This is a genomic window from Thalassotalea marina (assembly GCF_014656435.1).
Taxonomy (GTDB): Bacteria; Pseudomonadota; Gammaproteobacteria; order Enterobacterales; family Alteromonadaceae; genus Thalassotalea_C; species Thalassotalea_C marina.
The window spans coordinates 356,983-382,882 of the sequence record NZ_BNCK01000005.1; the positions used below are offsets into that span (position 1 = coordinate 356,983).

Here is a 25,900-nt window from a genome sequence, read left to right on the forward strand (position 1 = left end):
GTAACGAATTATGCCAATTGAATTAAATATTTATTTTAATTGGAAATACACTTCCCGCTATTTTGTTCTGGCACTTTCAAACAAGTTTACCCGCCAATATTGATAATGATAATTAATTGCATTAACATCAATTAAAATCGTTTTATCTTGTATTAATATGACTAGCATTGTGATTGAGCAGCTAAGAAACAAAATTAGATTTGCTCATGAGCCTAACAACCCTTTGCTTATTAACTTATGGCTATCGGAAGAGAATTTTGCTCTATCAGCGATTAACAACAGACAGACTTTGCGTAAACAATATGAAGCGCAATTTAGATTGTTATTAGAAACCATCGTCGATGAGCTGTTACCTGAGCATTGGCGACGATGCTGCTTAGATCATATTTATCAACCAATATCCTCTTTACAAAAACTTGCTGACAGCGATAAATCGCAACGCCATATTCGTCAATTAATGGCAGAGCTCAATATTAGCTGTCAGTATGTATCACATAGCCTTTAATCCTTTAGGAGAATTCATGAGTCAGTTCCGCATCGAAAAAGACAGCATGGGCGAATTACAAGTGCCGACAAATGCACTGTACGGCGCACAAACACAGCGTGCAGTAAATAATTTCCCCATAAGTGGGCAATCTATGCCTAAAACATTTATTAAGGCACTTTTACTTGCCAAACAAGCCGCAGCAAAGGCGAATAGCGAACTCAAGCTTATTCCCAAGCAAATGGGACAAGCAATTGAGCAAGCAGTAGAAGCATTGTTAGCGGAAGATTATATGCAAAATTTCCCTGTTGATGTGTTCCAAACTGGCTCTGGCACCAGCTCAAATATGAATGCTAATGAAGTATTATCTACCTTAGCAAGCCGTATTTATGGTGATACCGTTGGCGCCAATGATCACATTAATTATGGACAAAGTAGCAACGACATTATTCCATCAACCATACACATTAGTGCGGCGATAGAACTTAGCGAAAAGTTATTGCCTGCCCTTCGCCACCTTGAACAGACTACTCGTGAAAAAGCAAAAGAAGTTGAGCATTTTGTCAAAACAGGTCGCACTCATTTAATGGATGCCATGCCGGTTACTTTAGGCCAATCATTAAATGCATGGGCTGATCAAATCGCTCAAAATATTACGCAGCTGACCTTAATGCAGCCTAGCATTCAGAGTTTAGCTCAAGGTGGTACGGCGGTTGGGACGGGTATTAACGCTGATCCTGCTTTTGCCAAAGCATTTAACAAAGCACTTTTTGATAAAACAGGTATTCAATTTACACCCGCAAATAACTTTTTCACTCACATCGGCTCACAAGACATCGCGGTTGCCCTTTCTGGTCAGTTAAAAACAACAGCGGTTAGTATCATGAAGATTGCTAATGATTTACGTTGGATGAACTCAGGACCACTAGCAGGTTTAGGTGAAATTGAATTAGAAGCACTTCAACCGGGTTCTTCAATCATGCCAGGCAAAGTAAACCCGGTGATTCCAGAAGCTGCCGCTATGGTTGCTGCGCAAGTGATTGGTAATGACACCACGATTACTATAGGCGGACAATCGGGGAATTTTGAGTTAAATGTGATGCTGCCTGTTATCGCCAAAAACTTGCTGGAAAGCATTGAAATTTTGTCTAATGTTAGTGTTTTACTAGCAGACAAAGCCATCGCAAGTTTTACCGTAAATGAAGAAAAACTAGCACAAGCTTTAGCTAAAAACCCCATTCTAGTTACTGCGCTAAACCCTATCATAGGTTATTTAAAAGCCGCTGAAATCGCCAAATTAGCGTATAAACAAAAAAGGCCAATTATTGATGTTGCTGCTGAACACACAGATCTGAGTAAGGAAGAGCTAGCCCGTTTGTTAGATCCTGCAAAACTCACGTTAGGTGGCGTTCAAAACTAAACATCTGTTCAATAAAGTTAGCATGCCGCTCAGAAGTAGTCATGCTAACTTTTCTTAATATTTTTCTTTCAAAATAGTTTTAGATAACAAAACCTTAAAAATAAATACATCTTCCTCCTCACACACCCAATTGATAATCATTCGTATTTATATTGACATTTACAAAAGGTTTTGTAGAATTTTGCGCTAATACCTACTGCCCAAATAGAAAAATATTTTGAATTATTTAATGCCGCTTTCATTGTCATTATTGCTGTTACCTACACATTTAATGGCAAATAACCTTAAAACAGAGATTGACGAACACATTGTTGTCACTGGCACAAAAACACCTAAATTATTAAGTAATTCGCCAGTTTCTGTCGAAGTGATCAGTGGAGATACTATTGCTCTTATTTCTCAGGGTACATTAGCGCAAACATTAGAGTTTATTCCCGGTGTTGTTATCACTCGTAGTGCAAAAGATGGCTACAACATACAAATGCAGGGCTTTGATAGCAAACATGTACTAGTACTGATAGACGGTCAGCCACTTATCTCCCCAGCTAATGGCGCCGTTGATTTAGACCAGGTCAGTGTTAACAACATCGAACAAATAGAAGTTATAAAGGGTGCGTCTTCTGTACTGTATGGAAGCTCTGCTATGGGTGGTGTGATCAATATCATCACCAAAAGAGAACAAGACGAGCAATTATCGCTGACTTATCAAATTAGCTCTTATTTAGACAATGCCCTTAAAAAACGTGATGGCGATCAGTTGTCACATTTATTTAAAATTAACGCCTCATCCACGTTATTTAACTGGCACCACCAAGTTAACCTTCAAGTCATTCAAGACGCAGGTTTTGATTATAATGCTAATACTGTTAGCCATAACGCCGCTGCTTTAGATAAAACATTCTTTAATCTGCAAAGTTATAAAGCATTTGAATTCACTGAGGCAAGGTTCAAATATCAATATTTTGAAGAAAGTAAAAAGCGAGCATCGTCTTCTATTCCCGGTCAAATGGGCAAGCTTTATTACCGCTCAGATGTCGATCAGCATCAAGTTGATATCAATTTAAACAACAGTGACGCTAATTGGAAAGTCAATACCCGATACATCAAACATCAAGAAACCAGCGGCCAATCAAATAGTTTACGTGAATCGGATATAGAACTTGCTGAAATTGACGGGATCAAAGTTTGGCAACATGGCTCAACGAACCCAAAATCAGCAGGTCAAAGTGGCGGTGAAGTTGTCACAGGTTTTGTCGTGCACTATGACAGTTTAAATCAATTAAAACCAGCGACACAAAGTGTAGAAATTGATGGTAAAAATCGCCATAGTGTCGAGCTTTACAGCCAATACAACTTTATAAAATCGTCTTATCAGTGGCTTGCTGGATTTCGCGCGCAACAAGACTCAGATTTTGGTTTTCATTCGGCATTACGCACCAGTGGTATGTTGCAACTGGGTAACAAATCATCTCAGTGGCAGCTTAGAGCCGGTTACGGGCAAGGCTATCGTGTACCTGATTTAAAAGAAAGGTACTACGTTTTTGACCATAGTAACTTAGGTTATATGGTGTTAGGCAACGATAAGCTAAACCCGGAGCAATCTGACAGTGTTAACATTGGCTTAAGTCATCAAACTACAGTGTTTAATGGTGCAGCAAACTATTCAGCAGAACTTAACACCCATTACACAGAAACCGATAATTTAATCACAACCGTTATTGATCGAGCACAGTCTGAGCTAACGGGTTTAAATATATCCGTTTATACAAACATCGCCTCTTCAAAAATTTATGGCTTTGATTTATCGAATGAAATCAAGTTTAACCATTGGTACAGCCAAGTTAACTACAGTTACATCGATAGTGAGGATTCCCAAGGTAAACGCCTCAGTACGAGGCCTCGCCACCAAATTAAGTTTAACTTAGGCGTTGAATTACCTAGTTATGACATAGAAGCCTTGTTGTACTTAGTGTATCAAGCGGACGAAGCGCTACCGAGCGGATTTGTTGGCTATGCTAAAAAAGACTACACCACAGTAAATTTTAATCTAAAGCAACAATTGACCAACCAAATTAATTGGTACCTAGCTTTAGATAATATCTTTAATGAACACCAATCCCCTGATGCCGTTCAGACGGGGCTTTTTGATCCCAGACCAGTATCTAGCCAAGAGCTTCGCATTGGCCTTCATTACCAATTTTAACCGCTCACTTAATAAGTGAAACAAAGAGAGACAACCACATGAAACACTTACCTACCCTTTCAACTTTATCATTAGCTTTGCTGCTAGCCGCTTGTGGCGGAGGCTCGTCATCAAAAGATGACGCTACACCAACATCCGAGCCAACGCCTGATCCCAAACCCGTTGTTAGCCAATTTGGTCCTTTTGCTACCGGCTCATCAGCAGCACCCAAAACGGTTTATTTTGATTTAGATAACGGCGAAGTGGTGGAATTGACGACAGAGCAAGCTAAAGAAAATAAAGAATGGGACATCGCTTTTCAACGCACAAAAGTGTTTTTAAACCAACATGCTGACAACACTGTGTTGATGCACTTTACCGCCAACAACGCTGATTTTTTTGATCAAGACGGCAAAGCCATTGCTGACAAGTTTACAACTGCTAACGCCGAAACTGAATTAGAAGATTACGAAGTAGTAACAAACGACAGCATTCCTAGTGATGAAAGCGAATTTTCAGGTGATACCAGCAATGAAATCTTAACTGGCTTTTACAGTTACAACAGCAGTACACACCAGGTTAGTGCTGCAAGCGACAACTACTACATTGTTAGTTCAAATGATGCATACACTAAATTTAGCGTAACCAATTTAGCCGGAAATTCTGCGCGATTAATGTCTGATATTGAATTGACCTATACTCGTCAAACAGCAGCAGATACAGAGTTTGTTAATGAGCAAACAATCAATTTAGATTTGGATATGTTGTGTGCCAACGCAGAGCAAGTGTACGTTAGTTTTGAAGCTGCAATGGAAGTGACAGCAGATGACGCCTATGACTTAAGCATTCCTTGTGGTGAAGGTGGTGCGAAGTTTGACATTAATTTACATGCTGACGCTAAAGCTTTCCAAGACTTTAATAATGAGCACACAAATATCAACCCTCAAGCAGTTCGCTATTACGGCTTCCAATCAAACGAATATAGCACCGCGGCATTCGATCAACACAAGTGGTATGCCTACAACCTAGAAGGTGGTCACAAGCTTTGGTCACAATACGGTGTTTACATTATTAAAAATGCCAATGGCCATTTCAAACTACAAATCACTAGCTATTATGATGCTGATGGTAATTCAGGAAATTACACCTTCAGAGCTAATGCGCTAGCGGCCAAATAATAAAAACACAAGTTGAAGGGGCTAAAAAACCTCTTCAACTTAAAAAAACGAGCCTCACTTATGATCAAATTTATCGCCAGCTTAATCATCGCATGGATGTGTTGTTATGCAACTAACGCATATAGCTACTCAGACAAGGACGCTAGCATATTATTTATTAGCTCAGCGCACAGCAACAAAGCCAAAGTTGACCTATTAAAAAAAATCGCACAACAGCACCCTATAAAATGGCAAGTCAGCCATAAAGCTGCCAGCCAAATCAAAGATATATTGGCCTTTGAGCAAACCATATCTGATTACGACATCATTGTTTTAGACGGTGTATCTGAACGCGAGTCAGCCACCACTTTTCAAGGCTATTTACCCATAATCGCTACAACGAACAAACATGTAATCGCGCCAGGTTGGTTGATTGAACAAAGAGCTCAACAAGGTTTTAATGACAAACAACAAACGGCATTTAAAGATTATTGGCGAAATGGTGGACGGGCAAACTATAGCGAGCTACTGAATTTTATTAGTAAAGACATAGCTAATATCGCCGCAGCACAACAGCTTAAAATTAAGGCTCCGATTATTTTTCCAAGCAAAGGCTTGTATCACCCAGAACAGCCCAATTTAATCAGCAACAATTTAGATACGTTTTATCAATGGCGAAAACCACAGGCTGATCAAGCTAAAGTTGCCTTGTTATTCAATCGCGCCAGCATTGAAACTGAGCAAACGCAGCTTATAGATCAAACCATCGCCAAGCTTGAACAGGCAGGTGTTCATGTTGTGCCCTTCTTTTTTAAATTATCCCGAGCAGCACAAGACTATAAAGAATTACTGTACTTGGAAAACAGTAACGAGATTAATGTCGATTTGATCATTAATTTTCGTAATATTCACTGGGCTAATCAACGTAAAGTTGAATTTGAACAGTTTGGTGTACCCGTGTTGCAAGCGATGACCTACTACGCTGGCAACACTGAAGCTTGGGAACAGGATAACCAAGGGGTAGACGCAGGAATGATGGCCTTTACCTTAGTATTACCAGAAACTGCCGGGGTCACTGATCCTATGATAGTGGCGGCAAAAGATAGAACAACACAAGAGTTGCAAATTATCGACTACCAACTACAACACTTGGTCAACAAGGCGATAAATTTAACCCGCTTAAAGTACAAACCTAACCCAGAGAAAAAAATTACGGTTTTTGTTTGGGGGGATACGGATGTTGGCGCGTCATTTTTAAACGTGCCACAAAGCTTAAGTGCTATTACTACTGAACTCCATGGACACGATTACGATATCCCAAAACAACCTGACAGTTTCTTTACTGATAGAGTTAAGCGAATTCTAGACCCGTTTTATCGCAAACTTGAGCTTGAAGCTTTACTCAGCGATGATTTAGCAGAATTAATGCCTATAGCAGAATATCAGGCGTGGTTCTCTACCCTACCACAATCGTTACAAGATCAAGTAACAAGCCACTGGGGACAACCGCAGGATAACTTTATGGCGATCGAACGCGACGGTAAAGACTACTTTGTTTTACCACGTATGCGAAATGGCAATATGTTAGTGATGCGCCAGCCTCCGCGGTCAGATAAAAAAAATGATGAAAATGGCATTTACCACCAAGGTATAGTGCCAATTAACCATTTTTATTTAGCTGCCTATTTTTATGCACGTGATTATTGGCAAAGTGATGCCATTGTTCACTTGGGCACACACGGCTCACAAGAATATTTAGGTGGTAAAGAACGTGGTTTATCTATGTTTGATCAGGGCAACCTTGCGGTTTGGGATACACCTGTGGTTTATCCATTTATCGTTGACGATGTTGGTGAAGCAATGCAAACCAAGCGCCGAGGCCGTGCTACGGTAATTTCACACATGACGCCGCCGTTCGCCGCAGCTGGTTTACACGGTGATATTGCACATTTGCACGAGTTAATGCATCAATACAAACAACTTGATCAGGGTGGTGTTAAACAAAAAACCGCTCAGCAAATCAAAGACACATGTTTTGATATTAATATATGTAAAGATATTGGTTGGCAAAATGAGCAAATAGACGCTGATTTTACTGCTTTTTACCATGCACTTCATGTGCACTTAGAAGAACTGGCAAGTGCCAATCAACCTCTAGGGTTACACACTTTTGGACAGCTTGCCGACTTGCCGCTTTTAACATCAACCCTGATCCAAATGTTAGGTAACGACTTTGTTAAACTGGCAGCGGCATTTGAACATCAGTATTTTGATGTTGCTAGTCATCAACATGACGACCAAGATCATAACCACAGCTTTCATGGCGATAATGCACAAAAGCTTAAAGCTCAAACAAAGCTGGTCGATAAATCAAGTCACCAAGACTTAGAGCAACTTTCAGGTTATCAAACCACGCTTAACTACATTGTTAAACCACTATTAAAGGATGCTCAAGTAAAACAACCTGTGTCAATTGATGATATCGATCAAGAGCTGCTAGCTTATATCAATAAAGGCAAAGGCTTTTTTAACGACATGCGCCAAATTCGTGAATTAACAAGTATCAGCGATTTTTTATCGGGCAAATATATTCCAGTAAAAACAGGTGGCGATCCGATAAGACATCCAGAATCACTGGCAACGGGCTTTAATTTATATGGTTTTGACCCATCAAAAGTGCCTACGCAGGCAGCGTTTGAACAAGGTAAAGAATTGATCAACCAGATGATCAGCAACCATGTAGCCAAGCACGGTAAGTATCCAGACAAAATGGCGTTTTCGCTTTGGTCAATTGAAACCATGCGACATTATGGTGTACTAGAAGCACAAGCTTTATACGCCATGGGGGTTAAACCTAAATGGTCTGCAACCGGCCGCGTCATTGGTACTGAAATTATTCCTTATGAAGAATTAAAACGCCCACGTGTTGATGTGGTGTTATCAGCTACGGGTTTATATCGCGATGCTTTTCCTAATGTCATGCAACGTTTAGCCAAAGCGGTAGAACAAGTTGCCGCCTTAAAGGAAGAATCGAACCCTATTTGGCGCAATAGTGAACGCATCAAAGCTGATTTAATTGCCCAAGGCATTAGCGATGAAGAAGCGAGTTATTTATCCACCGTACGTGTGTTTTCAAATGAATCAGGTGATTACGGCTCAGGCACTGATGAACTAGCCTGGGCAAGTGACAAGTGGGAAACCGACGCCGTCATTGCTGAAAATTACATGAATAAAATGGGCTACTACTTTGGCGCAGATCGAAGTCGCTGGGGTAAAAAAGTAACCGATGCTAATGGAGCCCCTCTTAACCTGTATGGCAAGCAACTATCAGGGACTGATATTGCATTGTTTTCACGTTCGTCGAATGTTTTTGGCATGTTAAGCTCTGACGATCCATTTGAATACTTTGGCAGTTTATCACTTGCTGTGCGCAACTTAGATGGCAAAAGCCCAGATATGGTGGTATCTAACCTTAGAAATGCTACTAAAGCAAAAGCTGAAGATGCAGCGTTGTTTTTAGCAAAAGAACTGAGAACTCGGGTATTTCATCCTAGATGGATCAAGGAAATGCAAAAAGAAGGTTATTCTGGCGCAGTTTCTATGAGCTCAAGAATGGATAATTTCTTTGGTTGGCAAGTGGTTGACCCAAACTTAATCCGCAGTGACCAATGGGATGAGTTTTTCGACGTCTACCTAGATGACAAGCTTAATATGGAATTAGACACTTGGTTTGAAAAAACAAATCCTGAAGCACTCGCCCGAATGATAGAGCGTATGTTAGAAGCCGAGCGCAAAAATTATTGGCAAGCATCTCCTGAGCGCTTACAAAAACTGGTTGAAAAATATAGCGACTTTGTCGAGAAATTTAACTTATATGTAGATAACGACAAGTTAAAAGACAATGTCACTGAACTTGCTCAAGGCTTTGGTTTAACTGCGCCACAATTTAATGCTCAACCACTCGAAGCTGCAGCTGCTCAATCACAATCAAATACGCAACAAGTAACGGGTCAAAAATTAGAGGAACAAAAACAAGTTACGCAAAGCGACACTGATTGGTCAATGTGGTATTCCGTGTTTGGCATATTATTAATTTTTGTTTTTGGTAGTCTGTATGAATACCTAACAGGAAGGACGAAGCAAGTGAACGAATTGCCTTTAAAAGCAAAAAGTTTAAAAAACGCTGCTTAATTCCCCCTAACATCACGCACAATTTGCGATATAGTTAGTCATTACAAAATCGCCACCTGTAAAACAGGTGGCTTCATCACGGCTCATCAAAAGAACTAATTTTTTAAACAAAAGAACTGATAATATTTAACTCTTTTGTTGAAATACATCTAACAATACTGCACTTGATTGCGTCCACTATTTTTTGCCTGATAAAGCGCTTTATCGGATCGACTCAATAGTGATTCAATATCATTATCTTCAGTGGTCAAGGCACTAACACCAATACTAATGGTAAAGGTAACTTGATGATTATCTGTTGTAATAATTTGCTGGGCGATATCTTTACGAATTCGCTCAGCGATAGTCAACGCATTGTTGGCATCTGTTCGTGGTAAAAATACAACAAACTCCTCTCCACCAATTCGACCAGTGATATCAGATTCTCGACTATGTTGTATTAACATAGCTGCAGTTTTTTCGATAACCTTGTCTCCTACAGCGTGCCCATACTGATCATTAATAGATTTAAAATCATCTAAATCCAATAACAACAAAGCACAAGAGTCTGCATACCTTAAATACTGACTAAACTGTTCATTTACCGCTTTAAAAAAGCCACGTCGATTGTATAGTTGAGTTAAAGGATCTGTAACAGACAACGCTAATGCTTCTTGTCTTGCTTGCTCAAGTTCATAAGTTCGCTCTTCAACCTTCTGCTCCAAAAATGCCGTTAGCCTTTGTTGTTCCTTTTTTCGTTGAATAAAGACAGCCTGAACCAACAACACCGCAGAAAGAATAAATAAAAAGAAAAACTGCATCGACACCTCAGCTGCTTCAGGGTGATGATGATAAAAATACCCCCACCTTTGATTACTGCCAATCCATGCACTGAAAAATACCACGACATTTAAACAACTTGTCGCTGCAGGTGATAATTTTATTGCTGAGTACAATAAAGGAAATAATAACAGCGCCGGCTGTAAAATTGGCAACGACAAGTGTTTGTAGGTAGGACCAAAAACTGAATAGCAAATAAGGGCAATTGTTAGGATTAGCAGTATCAGTTGAATGGAGTTTTCGACAGACATTTTATGAGGCCAATCTTGCCAAAGAAAATACAATGCTGGTGCAATGACAATAGCGGCAAGCGTATTACTCAGACTCCAATTTAATAGCCCAAGATAAAAACCATCAATCCATTGCAAACCTAAAACATAATAAATACCAACACCAAAAAGTGCTGAAACTAAACCGATCGCTATACCAGCAAATACAAAAGTTTTGGCAAGCCCAGCGACACTGGTTAATAAGACATGCTTTTTGAATCGATTATTTGTTATCCAAAAAGCTACTAACGCCGCCAAGGTGTTACCAAGGGTTGTTGATATATTGATGGCTAAATGATCAAACGAGAAAGGATTAAGATTATTGATGAGGAAATACATCAGCACACTAAAGAACGTACCTAAAGCAATGCCTAACCAAGCACGTTGGCCAAAAATCATAACACCTGCAACAGCCACGCCCGCTGGCGGCCAAACGGCAAGTGTTTTTAATATCTCCATGGTAAATGCGGCAAACAGCACGTAGAGAATACAAATAATGCTATTAAACTGCCATGGTGTTAAATTTGCATTCATTAATTTTCGACGTTGTGTGTAAAAAAATGCCTAAACAGATAGATCATAAATAGAATCATTCCTTGATATAACTTTAAGTATATTGCTACTTATCGATTAGGCAAATAACCTTATAGATTACTTCATGTTTTAGTACAGGATTTTACAATGAGTTAACGTTAAAATTTGAGGTGATTTAAAACCAATTGATATACCATTTTTATCGTCACTTCTATCTTCAAAAGAAACTGTTTGAAGCATACTTCCTGAATCATTCCCTAGTTGGTATTGGATTTTAACACTTCCATTTCCATAGTATCTTACCTTATAGGGGAACTGATATTTTTGAAATTTGTCGTTATATCGTGGTCGCTCTAGTTTATATTTCAATGGGCACTGTTTTTTCGCTAGAATCCACTTTCCAAACAACGCCCCTTGCTGTTTATTAAAAGGCTCAAAAGTGGATTGTTGATATAGTATGTCGATTACCCCTTGATGGACTTCATTTATTGTATTTTTATTCCAATTTTGCAGTAGAACAATCAGATATTCATCGTCAATAATTCGAGATATCTTTGAACGGAATCCATTAATTGCGCCAGTATGAGTAACGTTTTTAAGCTGTTTTTCCCCAGCTCCCTTTCCAATCATATCTATCGACCAACCAAGTCCATAGTTTTGAACAGGGCTTTGCTCAAACATTTGTTCTATGTAGTTTCTTTTAAGAATCTTTTCTGTATAAAGAGCACGATCCCATAAAAGTAAATCTCGAGCAGTTGAGTACATCGCGCCTGCAGAAAAGACAACAGACATATTTATGTAATCTGCTTGTTCAAGCTGCCCTAAATTGCCTTGGTATCCGGTTGCCATATTGTCAGGAGTATTAGTTAAGTTATTTTCAAAACCCGTATTATTCATACCTAATGGAAACAATATCTTTTCTTTCAGCACCCGAGCAAATGACTGACCAGTTACCTTTTCTACGATACTACCTAAAATAAAATAACCAGAATTACTGTATTTAAATTGTGTACCAGGCTTAAACGATAAGTCATCACTGCAATAACGTTTGGTAAACTCATCAACGGAGTAGTTAATTCTACTAACTGCACTTCTAAAATAAGGTAATTCGGTAAAACTAGGAATACCCGACGTGTGAGTTAATAGATGACGGATAGTAACTTGATCGCCAGTATCACTTCGGTAGTAATGCAAATAATCGCTAATTGGCGAATCAAGTTTAACCTTACCTTCTTGAACTAGTTTCAATACTAAAACAGCAGTAAACGATTTTGTTAAAGAGCCAATTCGAAACTTAGTATCAATATTGTTGTATAAGGCTTTTTCAAAATTTGAATAGCCAAATGCTCCTTCAAACAATATTTCACCGCGATGAGCAATAAGCACCACACCATTGAAATTATTATCTGAACGATATTTTTCAATAAGTTCTTTTATTTTGATCGTTTTGTTAGCTTCAGAGGCTGATAACAAAGAGCTAAATAAGCTAGTTAAAATAACAAAGATAAATACAAATAAATGGTTAATCATTCCATAACAACCCCTTTAGCCCTTGAATATTTGAAACTAACATTGAGACAAAGGTTTTGTCATCTATTTTTATTTTCTTGCTAACCGCTTTAAATGGCGCTGATTTAAGTATCCATAGATAAAACACAATCCAGTATAAAACCACACGCTACTAGCAATGACCTGCCAGATATCGATGCCCTTTGACGATACTAATAATGGGATAGCAATAATGCCACGGAAGGTGCAGATGCTACCTACAATGAATAAAGCGGCGTTTAATAAAGGCAGTTTTCGCCAAATACCTGCGGCAGATAAAGCATAAAAACTGCAAATAACCATTAAAATAGCTATCAACGAAGCGCCAAGGGGTGCTAACCAAGTGCCATTAATCGCAGAGTTAATGATTGGCTCAGGTGCACGAGCAAAGATGTACCAACTTGGACCGCCCACGATACAGAGTAAATGCCAGATTGCTGCAAACATGGCAATAACACCGGCACTTGATAACAATAGAAAATTAGCATTGAGTTTTGAAGTTACACCGTCTTTCACAGACCTGCCGCACGTGTTGAAACAAACGTTTAATTAGCATACATAGGTAAAATGTTTATTTCTAAGTGTTTTATTTTTCTACTATGTATGCCAAACGGTCTATCTAAAGGCGTTTTGGCCGAGATTACTACAGCGTAATCTCGTCACCTGATGTTGAAGTAAAACTTTTTCCTTCGGGCTTAAAGTCTTGATGACAAGTTGGCGTAGCCAGCATCATATCGCGATTAAGTTTTAACATTGAAAACCATTGTCTGCCATTTTCTGTATCTTGCTCATTCGCTTCAATTTGAATGTCATCAATTTGTGCAGGCATCGCTTGGTTACTATCACCTTGGCGATGAAAAGTTACTTCCACATATCGTCCATCTGCTTGCAGCAATAAAGCATCAGGTTGCTCTTTATGACCACAAAGACCTTTGAACTGTTTTGTATCAACTAGGCCTGATTGGCTGCCATCAGGGAAAAACGCTAATAAATGGTGATAATAAACAACATAACTTGCTACTTGTTGATGAGAGCCATTGGTTAATGGAAAAACTTTATCTAAAAAGTTAACCGCATAATCAGTTAGTGCCAACTGACATTGTTTTTGTTGCTCATCGATCAAATTGATTTCAGATGTTATAAACCTGTCTAAGTCATGTAGGTTTGACGTTTTGGTTGAATTCATTGCGATGTTCATTTTGCTACCCCTGCGTTTATCGTTCGTTTTTTCATCTAATTTCAGTGTAGCCAAAATTTTCATCAAATTTCACAAATAAAATTTTACATTGTAAATTTTACAAAACTTATACTAGAGTGTTTTTACCGCTCAATAAATAAACAAGTAAATAACATGAAGGCTAATAAGAGTTTATTTAGACAATCTCACTTTTTAGGCACCAAGATTAGAAATTTGCGTAAACGTAACAATCTGACCATGGAAGACCTATCGACACGCTGCATCCATATTGATCCTGAGTATGCGCCGTCAGTGTCTTATTTATCAATGATTGAGCGTGGTAAAAGAGTTCCCAGTACTGACATGCTGGAGGTTATTGGCCAAGTTTTTCAAAAAGATTTAGCCTGGTTTCTCGATGATACTCCTGAAGAGTCAGCTATTACGCCAACAAGAAACAAGCGTGGTGGTGGACTAAGCGGCATGGCATTGGAGCCAAGCTTTCTGTTTACTCAAGACATCTTGCAAATCGCTATACCTGAATTGTTATCGCAATCAGGAACGTCGAGTAAACAATTTGCCCACTTATTAATTAGAGCACACCAAGAACACCATCAAAATCATTTTCCAGACTTGGAAAAAGCAGCGGAAAGTATCGGCAAGAAAAACATGCATTGGACACCTGAAGCTTTGATCACCATTTTAAAACAGTTTGGTGTGAAAGTTTGCTGGTTCAGTGATAACTCACAATATGTGACAGATGAAACTGGCGCGAAAACCAAACAACTTAAATCTTCGTATTTTGAACCGCCAAATACTCTGTTTCTTAATGAAAAATTGCAGAAAGTTGAATCTCGTTTGAAATATGAATTAGCAACTTACATTGGTCATTGTGTACTACACCAAGCAAACGAGACAAACACGAATAATGACAATAAAATTATTATGTCGATTGGTGGCGGCCAAAGCCATCGTATTGCCAATGAAAATCAACCAAGTAATACACCGGTTAATCCACACGATATCGTACATGCATGGCGAGACTTTGAATCGAGCTTTTTTGCTGGTGCCCTGCTTTGTCCACGAGTGCCCTTTAGGCAATTACTCGAACGTGGTGGTTACGAAATCGACGTGCACCGCCAACTAGGACTTTCGGCGTCAGTTATAATGCGACGTATGACCGCGGTTTCCAATTATAAATATTGGCACTATTTTGACGCTTACTCGCCTGGTAAATTAAAAGCTGTTTATCGTGGCAATGGCATTCCATTGCCTTGGGGTAATATGACGGCGATAAAAAACCCTTGTCATCACTGGGCAGTTTTTAGAGCTATGCAGACGCCAATAACAGGCTCAAGCGCTCAATTATCTCTGATGGACGTTGCTGGCAAGCCCCGTATTTATGTTTGTGAATCAGTCAGTGTTTCCGATATGGCAGGAAACCCTCATGTACTTTGTGCAGGAATTGATTTAAATCCAGCGATAGAAGCACAAGGGAAAGACACAGAGGCCATTGCTAGCGAATTAAGTAGTGTTTGCAAGCAAAACGATGGTGAATGCGAGGTACCTAAAAATATAAAACAAGAGTTGATGAGTGTTTCTAGGATTTTAAACATTAATTGGATTGAACGTGGCATAAACAACAGAGCTAGGCTCATTTGCTCACAAGGCGGTAACTGCCCAAGGCAACCTAACTGTTGCAAGTAGATGGTACTTAATTGAAAACTCTTTTTACATTAATGCATTGTGATTATTTTTTGACTTGATTATATTAGTGATCAACTGTACAAAAATTTATCACGGTATTCGTAAACGCGCGTTTTGATAAATCTCTGTAATGCGGTTCAATCAGCTTGTTCAATATTAGAATAAATCATTCAGGCTGGCATAATAAATTAAGGACAATCAATGGCTGACTTAGCAGTAATTGACGAAGCTCAGGAAACTTCCCAAGCCAGTGCAATTTTTGAGTTACTTCCCGGTAAAGTGATCGACTTTCAAGTAAATCACCCTGTTCAAGTAAGACTTAAACTTTCTCTTGTCGGATATGAAACCGGCAAATATATCATTTTAAAATACCCTACTTCAGGCGATAACTACAGCGATGTACTAGTTGAAGGCAATGTCGCTATTGTCCGGTACCTTGTTGAAGGCGATCATGGCTGTTGTTTTGCATTTCGCAGTACCATTAGAAACATAACAAAAACACCCGAAAGGTTTATAGTACTGAACTATCCGAAAAAAATTGAAAACAGGCAATTGAGAGCGCACCAGCGAGTTACCACTCATATGCCAGCAGCGATCTCGCTAAATGAACCAAATCAAAGTAATGTTGAGATTAATGGCATTATCGTCGATCTATCACTTAAGGGGTGCGGATTTACCTTTAGGGCAAAAAATGACATTGTTAACGTCAAGCAAAGACAGATATTTGTTTGTGTAACACACTACGCTATTGGTGAGATGCGTATTCCGGCTACGGTATGTAATAGCCGAAATGAACAAGGCCGAGTGAGTGTTGGTATTAAGTTTGAAGAAAACGATAAACAAGTTGCGCTGCTATTAGAAAACTTATTTGTAGACTTAAATCTTTTGTAATTATCGCTCTAAGCAGTAAACATAAAAAAAGCCGCATCAATGCGGCTTTTTCATTAATCAGATAATTGATTAAACATCTAACAATAAGCGTGTTGGATCTTCTAACAATTCTTTAATTGTCACTAAGAAGCCTACAGACTCTTTGCCATCAATTAGACGGTGATCATATGATAACGCTAAGTACATCATAGGAAGAATTTCTACTTTGCCATTCACTGCCATAGGACGATCTTGGATTTTGTGCATACCCAAAATAGCTGTTTGTGGCAAGTTAATGATTGGTGTAGAAAGCAATGAACCGAATACACCACCGTTAGTGATAGTGAAGTTACCGCCTTGCATATCTTCTAAAGTCAATTTACCGTCGCGACCTTTGATAGCTAAATCTTTAATCGCTTTTTCGATACCAGCCATGCTTAATTGGTCTGCATCACGTAATACTGGTGTTACCAAACCACGTGGTGTAGATACCGCGATAGAGATGTCGAAGAAGTTGTGATAAACAATATCGTCACCATCAATTGACGCGTTAACTGCTGGGAAGCGCTTAAGAGCTTCTACACACGCTTTAACATAAAAAGACATGAAACCTAAACGCGTGTCATGTGTTTTTTCGAATACTTCTTGGTACTGCTTACGTAAATCCATAATTGGCTTCATGTTAACTTCGTTGAACGTTGTTAACATTGCCGTAGAATTTTTCGCTTCTAATAGGCGGTTAGCAATAGTTTTACGTAAACGTGTCATAGGTACACGTTTTTGGCTACGCTCACCTAACACATTTGATGCAGCAGCCGCAGGAGCTGGAGAAGATGTAGCTGGTGCAGCAGCTGGTTTGTTTGCTGCAGCTTCAACGTCTTCTTTAGTGATACGTCCACCTTTACCTGTACCTTTTACGTCAGCAGCAGTTAGACCTTTTTCCGTCATTAAACGACGTACTGATGGACTAGCAACTTCGTCGCCACCAGACGCAGGTGCTTCTTCTGTTTTTTCTGCAGGAGCTGCAGATGCAGAGCCGCCAGCAATAAGTTCAGCAATTTTTTGCTGACCTAAAACCGTGTCACCTTCAGCGTGTAAGATTTTGCCCATTACGCCGTCAGCTGTTGCAGGAACTTCTAACACAACTTTGTCAGTTTCGATATCAACTAACACTTGATCACGTGACACAGCGTCACCTTCAGCAACATGCCAAGTAGCAATAGTCGCATCTGCTACAGACTCAGGTAACACAGGTACTAAAATGTCCTGCGCTGCGCCGCCAGTAGAAGCTGGTGCTTCTTCTTTTGCTTCTTGAGCAGCTGGTTTTGCAGCGGCACCGCCAGCTTCTAGCACAGCAATAACTTGCTCGCCTAAAACTGTTGCACCTTCATCTTCTTTAATTTCTGTGATAACGCCATCAGAAGTCGCAGGTACTTCTAAAACAACTTTATCAGTTTCGATTTCAACTAATACTTGGTCACGAGATACACTATCTCCTACCTGTACGTGCCAAGTAGCGACTGTTGCGTCAGCAACTGATTCTGGTAAAACTGGAACCTTAATTTCGGTCGTCATTCATTTATTCCTTACAATCTTTTAACCACAACAGTGGTCTACTCAACGTTTAATGCGTCAGTGACTAACGCTTGTTGTTCTTTAACATGGACAGACATATAACCAACAGCAGGAGCTGCAGATGCTTTGCGGCCAGCATATGTCAAATAAGTACCGTCAGGGATAGCTTGTCTAAAGTGGTGCTGTGAACAATACCAAGCACCTTGGTTTTGAGGCTCTTCCTGACACCAAACAAATTGCTTAACATGGCTGTACTGTTCAAGTTCAGCGGCAAGCTCTTTCTCTGGGAATGGGTAAAGTTGCTCTACACGAATGATCGCAACGTTTTTCTGTTCGTTCTTACGACGTTGATCAAGTAGCTCGTAATATACCTTACCGCTACAGAACACAACACGTTCAACGTTTTCGGCTTTGATATCTTCGTCAATTTCACCAATAACGTTATGGTAAACACCACTTGCTAATTCTTCTAATGAAGAAACAGCTAATGGGTGACGTAACAGAGATTTAGGTGACATTACAACTAACGGTCTACGCATTGGGCGTACAACCTGACGACGTAACATATTAAACACTTGCGCAGGCGTTGAAGGAATACACACTTGCATATTGTGATCAGCACACAACTGTAAAAATCTTTCTAATCGCGCAGAAGAGTGTTCAGGACCTTGACCTTCATAGCCGTGTGGCAACAACATAGTTAGACCACATAAACGGCCCCACTTCTGTTCACCTGAAGAAATAAACTGGTCAAATACTACTTGAGCACAGTTGGCGAAGTCACCAAATTGCGCTTCCCAAATAGTTAAACCATTTGGCTCTGCCGTGGTGTAACCATATTCGAACGCTAATACTGACACTTCAGACAACACTGAATCGTGCACATCAAATGGGCCTTGGCCTTCTCTGATATTTTGAAGTGGCAAGTAAGTACTAGCATCTTTTTGATTATGTAATACAGCATGACGATGGAAGAAAGTACCACGTCCTGCATCTTGTCCAGTAATACGAACACGCTTACCGTCGTCAACAATAGCTGCATATGCTAGGTTTTCAGCAAACCCCCAATCTAAAAGTTTTTCACCAGAAGCCATTTTTTTACGATCGTCGTAGATTTTCTTAACACGCGATTGTACTTTTAGCTCTGCTGGGAAATTAGCAATGCTGTCGGCTAATGTTTTTAACTTGTCCAGAGACATCTCGCCGTCATAGGCGTCATCCCACTCATGACCAAGGAAAGGAGACCAATCTACAGAATGCTCTGTCATTGGGCGCCATTGCTCAACCGTACACTGACCTTCATCAAGCAGCTTGCGGTAATATTCAGCCAGCTCTTTTGATTTATCTAAACGAATGCTGCCTTCTTGATCTAACTTTGCAGCATACATTTCACGTGGAGTTGGATGTTTCTTAATTTTTTGATACATCAATGGCTGAGTTGCATTTGGCTCATCAGCTTCATTGTGACCATGACGTCGATAACATACTAAGTCGATAACCACGTCACGCTTAAACTTATTACGGAAGTCTAAAGCTATTTGAGTTGCTAAAACTACCGCTTCTGGATCATCGCCATTAACATGGAAAATTGGCGCCTGAACCATCTTAGCAATTTCTGTACAGTATTCACCTGAACGAGTATCTTCTGGCTTAGACGTTGTAAAACCTACTTGGTTGTTAACAACGATTCGAATACTACCACCAACTTTAAATGCGCGAGCTTGCGACATGTTGAAGGTTTCTTGAACTACACCTTGACCAGCGATAGCTGAATCGCCGTGGATAGTAATTGGCAATACTAAATCACCAGCGTTACAGTTACGTCTGTCTAAACGAGCTCTAACTGAACCCATAACTACAGGGTTTACAATCTCAAGATGAGATGGGTTAAACGCTAGTGCTAAATGTACATTACCGCCCGGTGTAACAAAATCTGATGAGTAACCCATGTGATATTTAACATCACCTGAGCCTACTAAATCGTCGTGTTTACCTGCAAATTCGTCAAATAGTTTAGATGGGTTTTTACCCATAACATTAACTAAGACATTAAGGCGACCACGGTGTGCCATACCCATGACAACTTCTTTTGTGCCATGTGCACCTGCACGTGTAATTAACTCTTTCAACATGGGAATAAGTGAATCACCACCTTCCAATGAGAAACGTTTTGCGCCAGGGAATTTTGCGCCTAGGTATTTTTCGAGGCCATCTGCTGCAATTAAACCTTTTAACAGTTCTTCTTTTTCAGCAGTTGTAAGTTGAGCTTTTGACTGTACCGACTCTAGACGTTGTTGTAACCAACGCTTTTCTTCCGTAGATGTCATGTGCATATATTCAGCACCGATCGACCCACAGTAAGTATTACGTAGCGCTTTGTACAAGTCTCCAAGTTTCATTTGCTCTTGGCCACTGGCGAACGAACCAACATTGAACTCGCGGTCAAAGTCGTTTTCTGATAAGTCGTGATGAGAAAGTTGCAAATCACGTACTTGATCTCGCTTCCAAAGATCTAATGGATCGATACTGGCATTTTGATGACCACGAAAACGATACGCATTAATAAGCTGTAAAACTTTTACCTGCTTCGCATCACTACCACCAGAAACCACGACAGTTTTTTGGTTTTGTTTAGCTAATTCACGAAATTCTTCGCGAATCTCAGAATGGCGATACTCGACATCTGCACCTTCAATTTTAGGGAGATTATCAAAAATCTGACGCCACTCTTCTGAAACAGATTGAGAGTTGTCTAGATAAGATTCATATAGTTCTTCAATATAAGCAGTGTTTGCACCGCTCAAATGGGAAGACTCTAACCAAGCCTTCATTACACCTTCTGGCATTGCCTGTTCCTTGAATAGGGTAGAAGCAACAAAAAATTAAATAATAATGAGTTTTAATGCTATTAGACTATAGCCTAACTCCGTTAAAAATCATTAATATCCCTGAACACAAACGGGCAGAATGAAACCACTCTGCCCTATTTTATTTTATACTGCGCGAGACAGTAACATCGACTTGATGTGGCCGATGGCTTTTGTTGGGTTTAATCCTTTTGGACAAACGTCAACACAGTTCATAATGCCATGACAACGGAATACGCTGTATGCATCTTGTAATCCATCAAGACGCTCATCAGTAGCAGTATCACGACTATCAATTAAGAATCGATAAGCGTGTAACAAACCTGCTGGTCCGATGAACTTGTCAGGATTCCACCAGAACGACGGACAAGAAGTTGAACAACATGCACATAAGATACACTCATAAAGACCATCTAAGTGCTCACGCTCTTCGATAGATTGCAGATGTTCACGTGCTGGTTGCTCTTTGCCATCGTTAATTAAGTAAGGCTTAATTTTTTCATACTGACTATAGAATTGAGACATATCAATAACTAAGTCACGCACAACTGGTAAACCTGGTAATGGACGTAATACAATCTTGTTTGCTTTAACCGCTGATAATGGCGTAATACAAGCAAGACCATTTTTACCATTCATGTTCAAACCGTCTGAACCACAAACACCTTCACGGCATGAGCGACGGAATGAAAGCGTTGGATCTTGTTCTTTTAACAAGATTAACGCGTCTAACACCATCATGTCTGAGCCTTCTTGAATTTCAAGCTCATAATCTTTCATGTAAGGTGCATTATCTACGTCAGGATTGTAACGGTAGATAGAAAATACTTGTTTCATCTTCAATGCTCCTTAGTACGTTCTAACTTTCGGTGGGAAAGCTTCACGGTGAACTGGTTTCATGTTTACTTCACGCTTAGACATATCTTCAGTCTGAGGTGTGTAAATGGTATGGCATAACCAGTTTTCATCGTCACGATCTTTAAAGTCTTCACGAGAATGAGCACCACGAGATTCTGTACGATAGTTCGCTGCTTTAGCAGTACTGAACGCTGTTTCCATCAAGTTATCTAGTTCAAGACACTCAATACGATCAGTATTGAACTCACTTGATTTATCTTTCAAGTGAGCATTCTTCAAGCGCTCACGAATCTCAGTAAGTTCTTTCATCCCTTCAGCCATAGCTTCACCTTCACGGAAAACCGAGAAGTTTAATTGCATACATTGCTGTAGGTCTTTACGAATTTGTACTGGATCTTCACCGCTTGTTGAAGACTCCCAACGATTATAACGAGCTAAAGCTGCATCTAGATCAGATTGTGAAGCATCTTTTCCTGATTCAGTCTCTGCAAGGTACTTACCTAAGAAGTTACCTGCTGCACGGCCAAACACTACTAAGTCAAGTAATGAGTTACCACCTAGACGGTTAGCACCATGAACTGATACGTTCGCAATTTCACCAACAGCAAACAAACCTTCAATAATAGTGTCTTTACCTGTTGCCGGATCAAAATGAATTGCTTGACCGTTAACATTACAAGGTACACCACCCATTTGGTAGTGACACGTAGGAATAACTGGAATTGGCTCTTCTGCTGGATGAACGTGAGCAAAAGTTTCTGATAAATCACAAACACCTGGTAAACGTTGGTTTAACGTTTCGCGGCCTAAGTGATCTAATTTAAGTTTGATATGAGGACCGTATTGCGGATGGTCACAACCACGACCTTCACGAATTTCTGTCATCATTGAACGAGCTACAACGTCACGACCCGCTAAATCTTTAGCGTTTGGTGCATAACGTTCCATGAAACGCTCGCCATCTTTATTTAGTAGGTAACCACCTTCACCACGACAACCTTCAGTTACTAGTACACCAGCACCAGCGATACCTGTTGGGTGGAACTGCCACATTTCCATGTCTTGCATTTGCACGCCTGCACGAAGAGACATACCAACACCGTCACCAGTATTAATGTGTGCATTAGTGGTTGAAGCGAAGATACGACCTGCACCGCCTGTTGCTAAAACAGTAGCACGTGCTTTGAAGTAACAAACCTCACCTGACTCAATATCAATAGCGGTACAACCAACTACGTGGCCGTCGCTATTTTTAACTAAGTCTAATGCATACCATTCAGAAAATACGTTAGTTTTGTTTTTAACGTTTTGTTGATACAAACAGTGTAAAAGTGCATGTCCAGTACGGTCAGCAGCAGCAGCTGTACGTGCGGCTTGCTCACCACCAAAGTTTTTAGACTGGCCACCAAAAGGACGCTGATAAACTTTGCCGTTTTCGAAGCGAGAAAATGGTAAACCCATGTTTTCCAATTCGATAATCGCTTCAGGACCTGTTTTACACATGTACTCGATTGCGTCTTGGTCACCGATAAAGTCAGAACCTTTCACCGTATCGTACATGTGATATTCCCAGTTGTCTTCATGGGCATTGCCCAACGCAACAGTAATACCACCCTGTGCAGATACAGTGTGAGAACGAGTTGGAAAAACTTTAGAAATCAAGGCACAGCTTTTGCCTGATTCAGAGATAGCCAATGCGGCGCGCATACCTGCACCGCCTGCGCCAATTACTATGGCGTCAAATTCACGGATAGAAACGCTCACTTACACACCCCATACTGTTAAAATGCCTGTCACTAAATAAGTTAGTAACAATACGGCAAAGAAAAATTGTAAAAAGCCACGTAATAACGCTGGTTTTACATAGTCAGAAAGCACTTGCCAAACACCAATCCAAGCGTGAACTAGTAAAGAAAACAGTGCAAGAACAGTAGCAACTTTAGTACACAGACCAGAGAAAAAGCCCTGCCAAATGTCATATGTTACTTCAGGTGTAGTAATAAAAAAGCCTAGAATATATAGGACATACGCAGCAAGAATAATTGCACTTGCACGTATTAAAATAAAGTCATGTATGCCCGAGCGGCCTACAGTTGCAACATTGTTTACCATAAACCAACTCCCGCCACGATTGTTAGAATTATCCAAAGTGCAATAACAAATTTTGCACTTGCTATACCAGAGCCTTTTTCTTCAAAGTGCCCCATGTCCATCAATAAGTGACGAACACCAGCTAACAGGTGGTATAAAATGGCAGAAATGATGCCAATGATGATTAGTTTAAAGAAAACACCGTCAAGTAGGGACTTAACTTGCGCAAAGCCTTCAGCTGACGACAGAGATAATGATAAAGCCCACAATAAAATGCCAATAGCAAACACAGTAATAACACCTGCGACACGATGCATAATAGACGCATGCGCAGCTGGCTGCATTTTAATTGTAGTTAGATCTAGGTTTACAGGACGTTCTTTTTTCACGATTGTTGCCTAAGAGCTCTAATGAGCCTTCAACTTTCTTTTTTATTGCCGTTTAAAAAATTGCTATTTTTTAAACAACCCCCCAACGATCTTAGTCAAATATTCTAAAACTTTCCTCAGTTTGTCGAACCGATACTTAGATCAACGTGATTATATAGCCCTGAGAATTTAATTACAATTTTCTTGATCTAGATTTTTGCCTTGATTTTAAAGGGTTGCGTCTATTTTTTAATCGATACTTATTTATCTTTTGACTTTAGTCTAATCTTATCACAATAGGTTTGACTTTAGGGGGGTGTTTTGCAGTAGAATACGGCGCAGTTTTATATTCATAAAAACTGATTATCTTTTCATTACGTATAATCGACTAATAAATGAAAAGCGATCAGGAATCGAATTTAATAGGGGATAAAACATATGGCTGAATCTAAAGCCACTCTCAGTATCGATGGGAAAGATATTGCAGAATTACCAGTACTGAAAGGTACAGCGGGCAACCCGGTTATTGATATTCGCACTCTAGGTGGTGCTGGCTATTTCACTTACGATCCAGGTTTTTTAGCAACTGCATCTTGTGAATCTTCAATTACTTACATTGACGGTGGCAAAGGTATTTTACAACACCGTGGCTACGCGATAGATGCATTAGCTAAGGATGCTGACTACTTAGAAGTTTGTTACATCCTTCTTTATGGTGAATTGCCAAACAAAGAGCAATACGAAGAGTTTAAAGATATCATCACTAACCATACAATGGTTCATGAGAAAATCGCTCACTTCTTCCAAGGATTTTTACCAGACGCTCATCCAATGGCTATGGTATGTGCGGTAGTTGGAGCATTGTCTTCTTTCTATCACAGCGACCTTGATATCAACGATCCAAACCAACGTATTCGCAGTGCACACAGACTTATCGCTAAAATGCCAACTATTGCAGCGATGGCCTACAAATACAGCATTGGTCAACCTTTTGTTTATCCTCGTAATGACTTGTCTTACGCAGAGAACTTCTTACATATGATGTTCTCGGTACCAGCTGAGGAATACACAGTAAGTCCTACTCTAGCACGAGCTATGGACCGTATTTTCACACTACATGCTGATCATGAACAAAACGCTTCAACCTCTACGGTTCGTTTAGCTGGTTCTTCAGGTGCAAACCCATATGCTTGTATTGCAGCTGGTGTAGCGTCTTTATGGGGCCCTGCACATGGCGGAGCTAACGAAGCTTGTCTAAATATGTTAGAGAAAATTGGCGACGTTAGTCGTGTAGACGAGTTTGTTGCTAAAGCTAAAGACAAAAATGATCCATTCCGTTTAATGGGTTTTGGTCACCGTGTTTATAAAAACTTCGATCCTCGCGCTACAGTAATGCGTGAAACTTGCCATGAAGTTTTAACTGAGTTAGGTATTCAAGATCCGTTACTAGACGTAGCAATGGCGCTTGAAAAAGTTGCATTAGAAGATCCGTACTTCATTGAGAAGAAGTTATACCCTAACGTTGACTTCTACTCAGGCATCATCTTAAAAGCGATTGGAATTCCAACAAATATGTTTACCGTAATTTTTGCGATGTCACGCACGGTAGGCTGGATTTCACACTGGCATGAGATGTTGGGTCAACCAGGTCAGAAAATTGGTCGCCCTCGTCAAAACTATGTTGGTGAAATCGATCGTGAATTTCAACCACTAGATAAACGATAAGATTTAATTTTTATCGATAAAAAGGAAGCAATTTGCTTCCTTTTTTTATACCTAAAAATTT

General features: G+C 39.9%; 18 protein-coding genes. 8 read left to right on the forward strand and 10 right to left on the reverse strand.

Annotated features, from left to right (window positions below):
* Positions 1 to 157 precede the first annotated feature (157 nt).
* From IE199_RS13195 to IE199_RS13215, 5 genes are all read left to right on the forward strand, one after another.
* Positions 158 to 505: a hypothetical protein gene (locus IE199_RS13195; protein ID WP_189771245.1), complete on the forward strand. Its 348-nt coding sequence runs from the start codon at positions 158 to 160 to the stop codon at positions 503 to 505.
* 16 nt (positions 506 to 521) lie between these two features.
* On the forward strand, positions 522 to 1,904 hold the full coding sequence (locus tag IE199_RS13200; protein WP_189771247.1) for a class II fumarate hydratase: 1,383 nt from the start codon (positions 522 to 524) through the stop codon (positions 1,902 to 1,904).
* Positions 1,905 to 2,121: 217 nt separating this feature from the next.
* Positions 2,122 to 4,107, forward strand: a complete 1,986-nt coding sequence (locus tag IE199_RS13205; protein WP_189771249.1) for a TonB-dependent receptor plug domain-containing protein — start codon at positions 2,122 to 2,124, stop codon at positions 4,105 to 4,107.
* 38 nt (positions 4,108 to 4,145) lie between these two features.
* Positions 4,146 to 5,264, forward strand: coding sequence for an HmuY family protein (locus tag IE199_RS13210; protein WP_189771251.1), 1,119 nt, complete (start codon positions 4,146 to 4,148; stop codon positions 5,262 to 5,264).
* Positions 5,265 to 5,324: 60 nt separating this feature from the next.
* On the forward strand, positions 5,325 to 9,434 hold the full coding sequence (locus tag IE199_RS13215; RefSeq protein WP_189771253.1) for a cobaltochelatase subunit CobN: 4,110 nt from the start codon (positions 5,325 to 5,327) through the stop codon (positions 9,432 to 9,434).
* 149 nt (positions 9,435 to 9,583) lie between these two features.
* Here IE199_RS13215 and IE199_RS13220 read toward each other — a convergent pair whose 3' ends face one another.
* The 4 genes from IE199_RS13220 to IE199_RS13235 form a co-directional block, all read right to left on the reverse strand.
* On the reverse strand, positions 9,584 to 11,056 hold the full coding sequence (locus IE199_RS13220; protein WP_189771255.1) for a sensor domain-containing diguanylate cyclase: 1,473 nt from the start codon (positions 11,054 to 11,056) through the stop codon (positions 9,584 to 9,586).
* Positions 11,057 to 11,185: 129 nt separating this feature from the next.
* Entirely contained in the window at positions 11,186 to 12,586 is a 1,401-nt protein-coding gene (locus tag IE199_RS13225) for a serine hydrolase domain-containing protein (protein ID WP_189771257.1), read from the reverse strand.
* A 69-nt stretch (positions 12,587 to 12,655) separates the two neighbouring features.
* Positions 12,656 to 13,120, reverse strand: a complete 465-nt coding sequence (locus IE199_RS13230; protein ID WP_229854708.1) for a hypothetical protein — start codon at positions 13,118 to 13,120, stop codon at positions 12,656 to 12,658.
* Positions 13,121 to 13,247: 127 nt separating this feature from the next.
* Positions 13,248 to 13,802: an aldolase/citrate lyase/malate synthase family protein gene (locus IE199_RS13235; RefSeq protein ID WP_229854709.1), complete on the reverse strand. Its 555-nt coding sequence runs from the start codon at positions 13,800 to 13,802 to the stop codon at positions 13,248 to 13,250.
* Positions 13,803 to 13,955: 153 nt separating this feature from the next.
* On the opposite strand from IE199_RS13235, the gene IE199_RS13240 reads away from it, so the two are divergent.
* Together IE199_RS13240 and IE199_RS13245 are read left to right on the forward strand one after the other, a co-directional pair.
* On the forward strand, positions 13,956 to 15,485 hold the full coding sequence (locus IE199_RS13240; RefSeq protein WP_189771261.1) for a DUF3612 domain-containing protein: 1,530 nt from the start codon (positions 13,956 to 13,958) through the stop codon (positions 15,483 to 15,485).
* 201 nt (positions 15,486 to 15,686) lie between these two features.
* The gene (locus IE199_RS13245) at positions 15,687 to 16,376 is read left to right on the forward strand and encodes a flagellar brake domain-containing protein (RefSeq protein WP_189771263.1); all 690 of its coding nucleotides are present in this window, start codon (positions 15,687 to 15,689) and stop codon (positions 16,374 to 16,376) included.
* Between the two features lie 69 nt (positions 16,377 to 16,445).
* Here the strand turns inward: IE199_RS13245 and odhB are convergent, their stop codons facing one another.
* The 6 genes from odhB to sdhC all read right to left on the reverse strand — a co-directional run bounded on the left by odhB (position 16,446) and on the right by sdhC (position 24,135).
* On the reverse strand, positions 16,446 to 17,930 hold the full coding sequence (gene odhB, locus IE199_RS13250; protein WP_189771265.1) for a 2-oxoglutarate dehydrogenase complex dihydrolipoyllysine-residue succinyltransferase: 1,485 nt from the start codon (positions 17,928 to 17,930) through the stop codon (positions 16,446 to 16,448).
* A gap of 38 nt (positions 17,931 to 17,968) precedes the next feature.
* Positions 17,969 to 20,776 (reverse strand): 2-oxoglutarate dehydrogenase E1 component, encoded by a 2,808-nt coding sequence (locus IE199_RS13255; RefSeq protein WP_189771267.1) that lies wholly within the window; start codon positions 20,774 to 20,776, stop codon positions 17,969 to 17,971.
* Between the two features lie 147 nt (positions 20,777 to 20,923).
* A complete protein-coding gene (locus tag IE199_RS13260) occupies positions 20,924 to 21,634 on the reverse strand; it encodes a succinate dehydrogenase iron-sulfur subunit (protein ID WP_189771269.1) in 711 nt (236 codons plus the stop codon).
* Positions 21,635 to 21,646: 12 nt separating this feature from the next.
* Complete coding sequence (gene sdhA / locus IE199_RS13265; RefSeq protein WP_189771271.1) at positions 21,647 to 23,419, reverse strand: succinate dehydrogenase flavoprotein subunit; 1,773 nt, start codon at positions 23,417 to 23,419, stop codon at positions 21,647 to 21,649.
* Positions 23,420 to 23,767 carry a succinate dehydrogenase, hydrophobic membrane anchor protein gene (gene sdhD / locus IE199_RS13270; RefSeq protein ID WP_189771273.1) on the reverse strand — a complete coding sequence of 116 codons (348 nt, stop codon included), beginning with the start codon at positions 23,765 to 23,767 and terminating at the stop codon, positions 23,420 to 23,422.
* Positions 23,761 to 24,135, reverse strand: a complete 375-nt coding sequence (sdhC, locus tag IE199_RS13275; protein WP_189771275.1) for a succinate dehydrogenase, cytochrome b556 subunit — start codon at positions 24,133 to 24,135, stop codon at positions 23,761 to 23,763. The genes sdhD and sdhC overlap by 7 nt, the downstream gene beginning before the upstream one ends.
* Before the next feature lie 417 nt (positions 24,136 to 24,552).
* Between sdhC and IE199_RS13280 the strand changes: the two genes are divergently transcribed.
* On the forward strand, positions 24,553 to 25,839 hold the full coding sequence (locus IE199_RS13280) for a citrate synthase (RefSeq protein WP_189771285.1): 1,287 nt from the start codon (positions 24,553 to 24,555) through the stop codon (positions 25,837 to 25,839).
* Positions 25,840 to 25,900 lie beyond the last annotated feature (61 nt).